12 protein-coding genes and 1 pseudogene are annotated in these 11,134 nt (G+C 64.3%); 3 read left to right on the top strand and 10 right to left on the bottom strand.

All coding sequences use genetic code 11. The annotated features are described in order from the left end of the window. Positions 1-280: pseudogene (locus ACFVJ3_RS48215) on the top strand (maleylpyruvate isomerase); the annotation flags it as partial. A gap of 265 nt (positions 281-545) precedes the next feature. On the opposite strand, the gene ACFVJ3_RS48210 reads toward ACFVJ3_RS48215, so the two are convergent. From ACFVJ3_RS48210 to ACFVJ3_RS48170, 9 genes are all read right to left on the bottom strand, one after another. Next, positions 546-773 carry a WhiB family transcriptional regulator gene (locus ACFVJ3_RS48210; RefSeq protein ID WP_378458821.1) on the bottom strand — a complete coding sequence of 76 codons (228 nt, stop codon included), beginning with the start codon at positions 771-773 and terminating at the stop codon, positions 546-548. 344 nt (positions 774-1,117) lie between these two features. After that, positions 1,118-1,951: an alpha/beta fold hydrolase gene (locus ACFVJ3_RS48205; RefSeq protein ID WP_378458820.1), complete on the bottom strand. Its 834-nt coding sequence runs from the start codon at positions 1,949-1,951 to the stop codon at positions 1,118-1,120. An 84-nt stretch (positions 1,952-2,035) separates the two neighbouring features. Continuing rightward, the gene (locus ACFVJ3_RS48200; protein WP_317570320.1) at positions 2,036-2,950 is read right to left on the bottom strand and encodes a catechol 2,3-dioxygenase; all 915 of its coding nucleotides are present in this window, start codon (positions 2,948-2,950) and stop codon (positions 2,036-2,038) included. A 14-nt stretch (positions 2,951-2,964) separates the two neighbouring features. Continuing rightward, positions 2,965-3,381 carry a 2Fe-2S iron-sulfur cluster-binding protein gene (locus ACFVJ3_RS48195; RefSeq protein WP_378458819.1) on the bottom strand — a complete coding sequence of 139 codons (417 nt, stop codon included), beginning with the start codon at positions 3,379-3,381 and terminating at the stop codon, positions 2,965-2,967. A gap of 74 nt (positions 3,382-3,455) precedes the next feature. Next, positions 3,456-4,493 (bottom strand): 4-hydroxy-2-oxovalerate aldolase, encoded by a 1,038-nt coding sequence (gene dmpG / locus ACFVJ3_RS48190; RefSeq protein WP_378458818.1) that lies wholly within the window; start codon positions 4,491-4,493, stop codon positions 3,456-3,458. Beyond that, entirely contained in the window at positions 4,490-5,398 is a 909-nt protein-coding gene (locus ACFVJ3_RS48185) for an acetaldehyde dehydrogenase (acetylating) (RefSeq protein WP_378458817.1), read from the bottom strand. The genes dmpG and ACFVJ3_RS48185 overlap by 4 nt, the downstream gene beginning before the upstream one ends. Then, positions 5,395-6,192, bottom strand: a complete 798-nt coding sequence (locus ACFVJ3_RS48180) for a 2-keto-4-pentenoate hydratase (RefSeq protein WP_378458816.1) — start codon at positions 6,190-6,192, stop codon at positions 5,395-5,397. Before ACFVJ3_RS48180 ends, ACFVJ3_RS48185 begins: the two co-directional genes overlap by 4 nt. A 182-nt stretch (positions 6,193-6,374) precedes the next feature. After that, positions 6,375-7,994: a 4-hydroxyphenylacetate 3-hydroxylase family protein gene (locus ACFVJ3_RS48175; RefSeq protein ID WP_378458815.1), complete on the bottom strand. Its 1,620-nt coding sequence runs from the start codon at positions 7,992-7,994 to the stop codon at positions 6,375-6,377. Between the two features lie 54 nt (positions 7,995-8,048). Continuing rightward, positions 8,049-8,615, bottom strand: a complete 567-nt coding sequence (locus tag ACFVJ3_RS48170; RefSeq protein WP_133985723.1) for a flavin reductase family protein — start codon at positions 8,613-8,615, stop codon at positions 8,049-8,051. A gap of 234 nt (positions 8,616-8,849) precedes the next feature. On the opposite strand from ACFVJ3_RS48170, the gene ACFVJ3_RS48165 reads away from it, so the two are divergent. Then, positions 8,850-9,788, top strand: a complete 939-nt coding sequence (locus tag ACFVJ3_RS48165; protein ID WP_378458814.1) for an AraC family transcriptional regulator — start codon at positions 8,850-8,852, stop codon at positions 9,786-9,788. 270 nt (positions 9,789-10,058) lie between these two features. Here ACFVJ3_RS48165 and ACFVJ3_RS48160 read toward each other — a convergent pair whose 3' ends face one another. Continuing rightward, a complete protein-coding gene (locus ACFVJ3_RS48160) occupies positions 10,059-10,301 on the bottom strand; it encodes a hypothetical protein (RefSeq protein WP_378458813.1) in 243 nt (80 codons plus the stop codon). A 15-nt stretch (positions 10,302-10,316) separates the two neighbouring features. On the opposite strand from ACFVJ3_RS48160, the gene ACFVJ3_RS48155 reads away from it, so the two are divergent. Then, on the top strand, positions 10,317-10,673 hold the full coding sequence (locus ACFVJ3_RS48155) for a hypothetical protein (protein WP_378458812.1): 357 nt from the start codon (positions 10,317-10,319) through the stop codon (positions 10,671-10,673). Positions 10,674-11,134 lie beyond the last annotated feature (461 nt).

Below are 11,134 nucleotides of genomic sequence, written 5' to 3'. Positions count from 1 at the left end.
CGCCGTCGACCTCGGCAACGGCGGCCGATTCGGCGACTTCCCCGACGTGGTCCTCGAGTCGCTGCTCACCGACATCGTCGGGATGTGGCGGCGCAGGGACCTCGGCACCGGCCTGATGCTGGCGGTCGACGGGCGTGAACCGGTTGCGGTGCAGCCGGATTCACCGCCCACCGACAAGGTGTCCGGGCCCCTCGCCGCGGTCGTGCGGTGGGCCGCCGGACGCGGCAACGTCGGCGTAGGAATCGAGGGGTATCTGAAAGAGCCACCGCGCTGGTTGTAAGTGGACCATTGCCAGAGCTGATCCTGCGCAACGGGGAGCGACTGTCGGGCTATTACCCGGCGCCGGTGCCGCTTCGGGTGATACTCGTACTCGTCACGGGTCAGAGTCCGATCCCGGTGACGACACTGCCGATCACCGGGGAGTTCTCCTGCGTATAGATCCCCACCGGTGGGGCAAATGTGCCCGGTCTGACGCATGATGGCCGCGCGTCGGCGCCGTCGCGGAAGGTCCGTCCGCTTCGTTCAGCCCCTATTCCGCTCAGTGTCTACAACGTCATGCACCGCAACAGTGTCTTTCGCTCGCGCTCCGAGAGCCCTCCCCACACCCCGATGAGCTCGCCGTGGCGTGCGGCGTATTGGCGGCATTCGCCCAGGACCTGGCAGTTGGCGCAAATTCGTTTCGCGGCGGCTACTCGCCGTACTCGGGCACCGGTAGATTCTCCGTCTGGCGGAAAGAACAGATGTTCAACGGTAGGACGGCAACGGGCATGCACCCGCCAGGCCAGGCCGCTGAACCAGCAGTGGTCAGGGTCGCCGTCCGGTCTGTCATGTGGTCCACTATCGGTTCTTCTTGCGCGGGAGCGCGACGTCGTCACTGCTCGCCGTGTCCCCTCGCATGCGGCCGATCGATTCGCTGACGCGACGGTGACGGATGAACTCCACCGGGACGGTGGACCGCCGGTACCGTCCGAACCAGCGAATTTGGTGGATTTTCAAGTCTGTCGGCTTGTTCCACTCACGCCCTCCTGATCGCAGATGTTGTCTGCAATGCATTGCGCGCTGACGGTGTGCTCACTCGACGAGTGAGCACACCTCTGGGTGGTGTTCCGCCCGCCCCCTATTCGGAGAGGAACTCGGCTACGAGTTTGCTGAACCGGGCCGAATGTTCGATTTGCACCCAGTGACCGCAGCGCCCGAATACGTGCAGCTGCGAGTTCGTGATGAGTTCGAGCAGACGAAGCGAGTTCGAGAGGGGAATGACCTGGTCGTCGCGTCCGTGCACGATGAGGGTTTCGTTCTCCAAGCCTGCGATCAAGTCTTCGTCGACGGCCATCTCGTCGACGCCCTGCTGCCGGGGGGCGGGGAACATCGCGCTGAATGCTTCCTGCACACCGGGGCGGGTTGCGGCAGCGAGTCGGAGTTCGGCGAGTTCGTCGTTGACCAGTGAGCGGTCGTAGGCGAAGACATCGAGCAACTTGCGCATGGCCGGTAGCGAGGGTTCGAAGCCCCAGACGGCGTCGAGTCCGTCGGTGATCTCGAAGGGCACCCCGACACTTCCCATCAGCACGAGGCGGTCGACACGTTCGGGGTGCTCGGTCGCGATGCGCAGGGCGAGTGAGCCGCCGAAGCTGTTGCCGACGATGGAAACTCTGTCGAGTCCGAGGGCGTCGAGGAAACCGATGAGGTGGTCGGTCCACGTGGCGGAGTTGTATTCGACTCCGTCAGGGCGTTCGGTATACCCGAATCCGAGGATGTCGGGGGCGATGACCCGGAAGTTCTCGGCGAGCACCGGGATCGTTGTCCGCCAGTTCGCCCACGCCGTGACACCGGGTCCTGATCCGTGGATCAGAACGACCGGTTCGCCCTCGCCGTGGTCGTGGTAGTTCGTCGCTATTCCGTTGACCACGATGGTCTTGGCGATTTCTGGACTGTGTTCGACTGAGGTCGTCATGGTGGCTCCTCGAGGAGAATGGTGGGGTGGAGGGAGTAGGGGCGGGCTCGATGCCAGGGGGTCGAGGGCGTCGCCGGGAACGGGTCAGGTGACGACGGTGAGGAAGTCCTGGTCGAGTTCGCGGTGGGTGAAGTTGATGCCGCGGGCGGCCTGATCCATGGTCCAGGTGATGGTGCGGAAATCCTTGCCGGTTCGGTATCCCCCGGAGAAAACCTCATTGCGGTTGCCCGCGGGGTCGAAGAAGTAGATCGTTTCGCCGCGCGTGATGCCGTGCCGGGCGGGTCCGAAGTCGATCGGTACGTCGTGCATCGAGAAGATGTCTCCGGCGTGGAGGAGGGCTGACCAGTCGGCGATGTGGTAGGCGAAGTGGTGCAGTTTGCCGTTCTCGCCTTGCACGAAGGCGATGTCGTGGGGTTGGTCGCCGCAGAACATCCAGGACGCCACGAGTTCGGTGTTGTCCTCACCTCCTACCAGTCGTTCCGCCGGCCGGAAGTCGAGCACCTCGGAGAAGAAACGCTCGAGGAGAACCGGGTCTTCGGTGGTGATCAGGGTGTGATCGAGGCGGGGTACCCCGATGCCGCGGATTCCGTCGCGCGGCCACGGGTCCGGGTTCCACAATCCAGTGGCGGTGCCCACGTATTCGATGTCGCTGTAGAGCTCCAAGGTGTGCTCGGACGGCAGCGTGATCCGCAAGCCGTCGCCGACGGATTGGTTATCGCCTTTGCTCATTCGCTCATAGGAGGCGCCGAACGCGCGGACGCGTTGCTCGATGTCGGCGAGCGACGCCTCGTCGGAGACCTTGTAGCCCAGTTTGACCAATCCGACACCGCCCTCGGTCAGGACGACCGAGTGGTGATCGGCCTCGTCCCAGGACTTGAGGTAGACGGTGCCGTCCTCTTCGTGGACGGCGTCCATGCCGAGGGTCTCGATGTAGTGCTTCTTGGATTCGGCTAGATCGGTCACATTGATGTGGACGTAGCCCAGTCGCATTACGGACATGATGGGTACCTTTCCTAGTGTTTCGTCGAACTGGTGATCGTGTTCTCGCGCCGCCGGGTCCCGACGAGCCCGGCCAGGACGTTCTCGAGGCGGTCCCGCGGCCCGAGTTCGAATATCACGTCCGACTTCGGAGTTGCTCTGCACGGCAAAAACTTCTGTGTATCGGGTGCGGTGTCGTTGTCGGCGCCGTCGACGACGGGCGCACTGACCTGGGCGACGTAGGTGATCTGCCCTTCGACCAACGTCGCCCGGCAGGCTCCGCATCCACCGCGCCGGCACTTGTATCGAGTGCGGTAACCCTGACGGCGCAGGGCGTCGACGATCGTTTCATGTGCTCGAACGCCGATGCGGATCTGGTTCGGAAGGACAGTGACGACATGGTCGGCGTCGAGGCCCATGGCCCCGCTGTCGCCACCCTGCGGATTCTCCACTGGCCCTCCTGAACTAGTTCCGTGCTGGTAGTTGTCGCGCCGCGCCGTCCGGCGTCAGGGGCGGTCGATGGGAATCACCCGATGGCGGCGGGGACAGCACGGCTGCGTTCTGCCGCGATCGTCAGCGCCACGTCGATGATCATGTCCTCCTGGCCGCCGACGTATCCGGCCTCGCCGACCCGGGCGAGGATTTCGTGTGCGGGAACCCCGTATCGGCTGGCCGCGGCTTCGGCGTGGAACAGGAACGAGTTGTATACCCCGTATTTGCCTTGGATGATCGAATTACGGTCGGCCACTGGGAGTCTGGGTATGAACGGTCTCGCGACGTCCTCGGCGACCGCGAGGATCGCGTCGGTGTCGACGCCGGTCGGCACACCGAGCCGCTCGAAGGCGGTCACCAGTATTTCCGTCGGCGAGTTTCCGGCACCGGCACCGAGCGCGCACAGTGTTCCGTCGATCTGCCGGGCACCGGCGTGGTACCCGGCGATCGAGTTGGCGATTCCCAGTGACAGATTCTGGTGGGCGTGCACCCCGACCTGGGCGTCGTCCCCGAGTTCGGTCACCAGCGCCGCCACACGATCGGCGATACCGTCCGGCAGTAGTGCGCCGGCCGAATCGACGACGTAGACGCACTGGCATCCCGCGTCGGCCATGATGCGCCCCTGCTGGGCAAGGTCCTCCGGTGTGGTGCGGTGCGAGAGCATGAGGAAGCCGACGGTCTCCATGCCGAGATCGCGGGCCGCACCGAAATGCTGAATGGATACGTCGGCTTCGGTGCAGTGCGTGGCGATGCGGGCGACCGAAGCGCCCACGTCGCGGGCGGCGCGCAGGTCGGCGACGGTCCCGAGTCCGGGCAGCAGCAGGACTGCGATGCGCGCCCGGACCGCCGTCTCGGCGGCGGTCCGGATCAGGGAGAGTTCGTCGGTTCCGCTGAAGCCGTAGTTGAAGGTCGATCCGGACAGGCCGTCACCGTGGGTAACCTCGATGATCTCGATGCCGGCCGCATCGAGCCCGGCAACGACATCACGGACCTGCGCGGTGGTGAACTGATGTTTGACGGCGTGGCTGCCGTCGCGCAACGTGGTGTCGGTGAGGCGGACGGGTGCATTCATCGGATGGCGACCTTTTCGGAGGTGTGGCGTGCGGCGGCGACGAGTTCTCCCACGCGCACCGCTGCGGCGGTCATGATGTCGAGGTTGCCGGCCCAGTCGGGCAGGTAGTCACCGTTGCCGCGCACCTCGAGGAAAGCAGCGACCCGGGCGTGGCCCTGCCACTCGGGGCGCGGATCATCGAACTGGGGATCGGCCTTGAGTTGGTAGCCGGGGACGTATTGCTGCACGTCGGCGACCATCCGGTGGATCGAGTCGGTGATGGCGTGCCGGTCTGCGTCGGGAGAGATGGCGCAGAACACGGTGTCGCGCATGATCATCGGCGGCTCGACCGGATTGAGGATGATGATCGCCTTGCCGCGCTGCGCGCCGCCGACGGTCTCGATGGCGTGCGAGGTGGTTTCGGTGAATTCGTCGATGTTCGCGCGGGTGCCCGGCCCGGCGGATCTCGACGAGATCGACGCGACGATCTCGGCGTAGGGCACGTCGGTGATTCGTGAAACGGCGTGCACGATGGGGATGGTGGCCTGGCCGCCGCAAGTGATCATGTTGAGGTTCGTCGCCTCGAGGTTCGCGCCGAGGTTGACCGCCGGACACAGGAACGGGCCGACGGCTGCGGGAGTGAGGTCGATCGCGGTGATGCCGGCCTCGGCGTACCGGGGAGCATTGGCCAGGTGCGCGGCGGCGGAGGTGGCCTCGAAGACCAGGTCCGGGCGGTCGGGTTGGTCGAGTAACCAGTCGATACCGCCGGCACTGGCCTCGACACCGAGGCTTCGGGCGCGGGCCAGGCCGTCCGAGGCAGGGTCGACCCCGATCATGTATCGCACGTCGATTCCGGTGGTGCGCTGTAGTTTGACGAGCAGGTCGGTACCGATGTTTCCTGGGCCGACGATGGCTGCGATGGTCATGCTGTCTCCTGGGGGGCGAATAATGCTGTGACGGAGCCGATTCCGTCGAAGGTGGCAGTGACCGACTGGCCCGGGGTGACCGCTACCGCGGCGGTGAGGGATCCGGGCATGATCACCGATCCCGCATCGAGGGTGATACCGAGTGGTCCCACCGTGTTCGCGAGCCACACCAGTGCGTTGATCGGTGACCCGAGAACGGCGCCGCCGGCGCCGGTTCCGACGACCTCGCCGCCCTGGTGCACGACGCATCCGGTCAGCCGCAGGTCACATCGGTCGAGGTACGCGGGAGTGGATCCGAGGACGACACCCGCGGACGAGGCGTTGTCGGCGATCGTGTCGGCGAGGGTGATCTTCCAGTCCGCGATGCGCGAATCGATGATCTCCAGCGCCGGGAGGACGTAGTCGATGGCACTGATCGCGTCGGCGACGCTCACCCCGGGTCCGGTCAGAGGCCGCTTGAGAACAAACGCGATCTCGGGTTCGACCTTCGGACTGATGAAGGCGCTGGTGTCGATCGGAAGCGTCTCGAGGTGGAACATATCCGCGAACAAGTGACCGTAGTCGGGTTGATCGACACCGAGCTGGCGTTGCATCACCGTCGAGGTCAGACCGACCTTGTGGCCGCGGATCACCCGTCCCTCGGCTGTCCACTGCGCAACCTGCCGAAGCTGGATGTCATAGGCCGCTGAGACGGTAAACCCAGGATACGTCTCCGTCAGCGGTGGGATGGGACTGCGGTCACCGTAGGCCGCAATCAGCGACTTCGCGGCCTGCGACAGATCCTCGTCGGTCATGTGAGCACCTCGTTCAGCGTTTCGGTTGGTAGGGCACGGCGGGCGAGCCCGATGCGGTGTAGGAGGGTGGCGGGCCTTCTCGCCACTGGACACAGCCCGTGCCCGGTGGAGAAGACCCGTGGTCGGGCGACGATCGGTAATAGGGCGTCGATCGTCGCCCGTGCCGCTGGTGTTATCCGGGGTTATTTGCGGCCGAAGTAGGACACGTCGTCATTGCCGATGAGGTCCGGGACAGTCCAGCCGTCGAGGTCGTACTCGCTCATGAACTGCTCTGCCAGGCCTTTCATGCCGGACACGACGCCGGTGGCCTGCGCACCGAACAGCAACTCCGCCTTCACGTTCTCGTGGTTACCGGAGTAGTTGCGTTCGTACAGTTCGTGGCGCCCGCCGAACTCGCTGCCGATCGAATCCCACAGTGCCTTCATGACCTTTACACGGTCTACTGCCGGGATTCCGTCCGAGCCGCGTACGTACTTGTCGAGGTACGGCCGGATTTCCGGAGACTTGAAGTCGGCCGCCGAGGACGGGAGGTAGATCAGGCCGGAGGCGACGTCCTGTTCGATGATCTCCTTGATCCGGGGGTAGCCCTGCATCATGAACATCCGGTAGGTCAGGCCGTATTCGAGCTTGGGGATCACGGTGTCGCCGATCCACTGTTCCGGGTCGCGCGCCATCGATTCGGTCAGTGACCAGAACAGGTTCCGCCAGCCGATGACTTCGCCGACGCGAGTCTGTACGCCGCGGAAGCCGCCGGCGCCGGTGCAGTCGAGGGCCTTCATCAGCAGGCCGGCGATGAAGTCGAGCTTGACCGCGAGCCGGGTGCACCCCTGGAGCATGGCGCGCGGGAGGAAGCCGGACTGCGGGAAGAAGGTGTTGATTTTGTCGACGGCCCCGTACATGAAGACGTTCTCCCAGGGCACCAGCACCTTGTCGAAGACGAGGATGGCGTCGTTTTCGTCGAACCGGCTCGACAGCGGGTAGTCGAACGGTGTTCCGGTGATCGCTGCGTTCTGCGCGTAGGAGGCCCGCGAGATCAACTTCACCCCGGGTGCCCCCATGGGCACCGTGCAGATCAGCGAGAATTCCTTCTTCTTGATCGGGAGGCCGTAGTGGGCGATGAAGTTGTAGTTGGTGATCGCCGACCCGGTGGCGACGACCTTGGCGCCCGACACGATCAGGCCGGAGTCGGTTTCCTTCTCCACCTTCATGAACACATCGCCGACCTCATCCGGCGGGAGTTGCCGGTCGACCGGGGGGTTGACGATGGCGTGGTTCCAGTACAGGACCTTCTCCTGGGACTCGCGGTACCAGCGCTCGGCGTTGGCCTGGAACGGCGAGTACAGCTCCTTGTTCGCGTGCAGCGTCCCGAGGAACGAGGCCTTGTAGTCGGGGGAGCGGCCCATCCAGCCGTAGGTCATCCGTGCCCAGGTGGCGATCGCGTCGCGATCGGCGAGAACGTCTTCGGTAGTTTTGGCGGTACGGAAGAAGGGCATCGTCACGCCGCCGTTGCCGGTGTCGGTCGGACAGGTGAGGGTGTCGACGTGCTCACCGGTGTGCAGGTTGTCGTACAACCGGGCGATCATCCGAACCGAGTTGCGAAATGCCGGGTGGTTGGTGTGATCCTTGACCCGCTCGCCGTGCAACCAGATCTCCCGGTCGTCCGTGATCGACTCGATGTACTCGTCGCCGGTCATCGGCCGCGTGGCATAGGTCTGGGGTTGGTTGACGGGTGCGTCCGCCGCTGGATTGACCTGAGTCGGGTCGGTGGAGGCCACGTCGGTGACAGGGGCAGTGGTGGTCATGGTGTTCCCTTCGATATGTCCGAGCTGTGAGGCAGTGGTGGAGGGTTGTGCGGACTACGCCGGTTGCCCCGCCATGAGGTGAAGTGGCGTGAAGGAGGTGGTCGCGTCGAACCAGCCGCTGTGTGGGTCGTCCATCGACCCGTTCCACGCGGAGCCGGCGGAGGAGCTGCCGAGGTTGTGGAATTTGCTGCGGTAGAACAACAGTGGGTCGTCGTTGCTGGTGGTCACGTCGACGATCTCGCCGATGAAGATGATGTGGTCACCGCCGTCGTACTGGGCCCACGGTGTGCAGGACAGTGTGGTGGCAGCCCCGCAGAGCAAGGGAGCGGTCGGCCCGTCAGCCCACACCGGGCCGGGTACTTGCGGACGTCCGGCGAAGTGCATCGCGGTGTCCACCTGATCGGCGCCGAGGATGTTCACCGCGAACGGTGCGTCACTGAGGAACCCGCACGCCTTCGACTTGCGGGTGAGCGTCACCTGGCACAGCGCGGGTTCGAGCGATACCGAGGTAAATGCGGTGACCGTCGCGCCGTGGGGCTCACCGTCGGCATTTCTGCAGGTAATGACGGTGACGCCGCTGGCGAACTGCCCGAAAATGTCACGTAGTGTGCGTGCGTCCATGCGTGGCCACCTGCTTTCGTTCGCTTGGCCGAGTCGACTTGACTTCGGGGTACGAACCCAAGGTATGACTGGGGTCACAGGGCTGGCGATCCACTCAGCGAAGGGGCTATCCACTCAACGCAACGAGGAAATCGCGGACCCGGTCAGGCTTTCCTGGTGATATAACTCACTAGAAGCGACGTTGTAGTACGCGGCATCAACCTGGGCCGCGCTGGAGAGGTTGGTACGACTCTCGTGGAGAACACAGGCGATACCCCACCCTTCGAGGACTGGCACCACGTCCACGAAGCGGTCGCCGATGCGTACTTCCCGCACGTGATGAGACCACTGGCTGCCGGAGCCAAACCCCATGCGTCACTGGGAAGCGTCGATCTCGGATCATGTCGCATCACGCACATGGCACTCGGCGGTGAGGTCACCGTGGTGTCGGAACACCCCGGCGCCTACGGCATCAACATCCCGGTCAGCGGAGAAATGAAGTCGGTGATCGAACGCACCGAAGTCGTCTCCGCAGTAGGGCAGGCCACCGCATGCCCACCGAACGTCCGCACGGTCATCCCACACTGGAACGCGGAATGCCGCCTGATCGGATTCAAGATCGACGAAGACTATTTGCGACGCGAAATGGACCGCATTCTGGACCGGCCCGGACGACGACTACCCCTGCAGCTCGATCTCCGCAGCGACACCGCACAGAGCTGGCTGAAATTCCTGCGTTCGACCTACGACCAGATCGAGTCCAACGACAACCTGTTACGCAACAACTTGATGCTCGACCAATTGTCCGGGGCCATCACGACAGGTTTCATCCTCGCCGCGGTACCCGACGAGGAACCCGGTCGGTTCACCGACCGCCCCCGCGTCGTAAAGCGGGTTCTCACAGCGATTCACGATGATCCTGCCCGAGCGTGGACACCCGGAGACATGGCCGAGATAGCGGGAGTCAGCGTGCGGAGACTGCAACAGGCATTCCGCGAGTACGTCGGGATGACGCCTTTCGCCTACCTGCACGACGTCAGGATAGAATGCGCACACACGGACCTGATCGTTTCAGCGCCACCAACAACGGTCCTGGACATCATATTCCGTTGGGGGATCACCCATCCGGGACGCTTCGCGGCAGAATACCGACGCAAGTATGGCGTCTCGCCCTCACAAACTCTCACGAACTAGGTTCGTGTGTGCGGCTTTCCGGACCGCAGCCTTCGCTCGCTGGTATCGATTCCGGGCGGGGGATGTACCGCTCCCTCCGGTAGAGGAAGGGTCCGAGTTCTTTTCCACCGCAATCGTCCCGGGTGTGCGGCGACGCAGCCACGGCACAATCGCGTACCGCAGGAGCGCAAGTAATGTGCCCGGGCCGCGCGCGCTGTCGCAGCCGGCATCGATCTCGGTTACACACCACTCTCGCCGACTGGTGCCTCACTCATTGCGATCATCCCGCCCCTACTCGTCCTCGCCTTTACACACGGCGTCGGTGTCCTCATCAAGGCAATCGGGTCCGCGTACGCCGAATTCAATGAGCTCACACAGTTGCTTGCCCTCGGCAGCGCCGATGCAGCGCTGGTCACCGACGCCGACTGGGTCGTTGACGCGGATGATTACGGGAAGGCGAGCATTGCAGTAGTTCGCAACGCCGATGACGTTGACGCACGCACGGCCGCCGCAGACGACGAGGTTGCGCAACACGCCGCTGCCACCGCAATGACCGAGGTACACGATGCAAGCGGGATGCGGGCGGCGGAGCCGACCACTGCGCAACTGCTGGCGTTCATCGAGGAGAGCAGTCTCGATCCACTGGTGAAGAAGACGGCTCGAATCAAGATCACCGAACCGGCCACGACCTGGGGTCAGCTCGCCGATGCCACCGAGGCAAAAGCCCCGAGCACCGCGCTCCGTCGGTACAACAAGGCCGTCGCCGCCGCGGTCAATGCAGGATTCGTGATCCCACCGCTCCCTGCCTTCGACCGGCGTGATGACCTCACTAACTCCCCGGTTTCCCGGGAACGCAACGGGTCCCTGATCAGTTTGCGCAACCGCATGGCCAGTGCGCACTGGTGATCCCACCACGGCGTGAGATGCGGCGCTCGACGGGCACGCCCGCACAGGACGAGGTCGGCTCCAATCCGCAGAGTTGCAGGCGGCTGCCGCAACGCCACCGGTGCCTCCGGAAACCGTTGCGCAACGCCCACCGAGAATGCCGTGGACATCAGCGCCCGATGCAATCGGCACATTGCAACGGCCGTGGCAAAGCCGGACAACTCGATACCCGCACACGATGGTTGTCTCGCGATGGTCCAGGGCCGCGCTCATGGACTTTCATGAACCGGACGCCACATCGACGGGGACGAACCCGGCACAGCGATGACCACCCCGACGAAGACGCCCGAAGACCGTGGAGTTATCCACAGGTCACGTTGATCTCACGGGACTGCCCCCACCCTGGTTGACACTCGGGGTGTGCAGTTTCAGGCCGCGTGTGCGGTCTGATGGAGCGTCTCATATTCGACGGGTGTCAGTCG

The organism is Rhodococcus sp. NPDC127593, assembly GCF_042671975.1.
GTDB lineage: Bacteria > Actinomycetota > Actinomycetes > Mycobacteriales > Mycobacteriaceae > Rhodococcus_F.
This window is presented reverse-complemented; position numbering and strand designations above follow the sequence as displayed.